The following is a 232-nucleotide window of genomic DNA, read 5'->3' as shown; positions in this document are numbered from 1 at the left end:
AGAATATACATATTAACTGAATAGTTTAAAATAGTTTGATTTCAAATCGGTTTGCTCCATTAAATTTTTAGCAACGGCTAATGCTGCCTTTGACCATACATCGTATTCGTCCTGGTTCCAGTGAATTGCTTGATGAAATGCTTCTTCAAATTTTTTCGGTTGATCAAGAGGGATATCCCACCCGGCTTTTTTTTCCTCCAGGTTTCTCCAGGGAGTTTGATCACTTATGATT

At 36.6% G+C, this 232-nt stretch carries 1 protein-coding gene; it reads right to left on the bottom strand.

Annotated elements, in window-relative coordinates; translation table 11 throughout:
- Nucleotides 1-12 precede the first annotated feature (12 nt).
- The coding region (locus H6A07_RS10100; RefSeq protein ID WP_204814778.1) for a hypothetical protein at nt 13-232 on the bottom strand (220 nt) is incomplete at its 5' end.

This window comes from Olsenella uli (assembly GCF_016899935.1).
In the GTDB taxonomy this organism is placed as follows: Bacteria; Actinomycetota; Coriobacteriia; order Coriobacteriales; family Atopobiaceae; genus Thermophilibacter; species Thermophilibacter uli_B.
The sequence above is the reverse complement of the archived record's forward strand: the minus strand, read 5'-3'. Positions and strand labels throughout refer to the sequence as shown.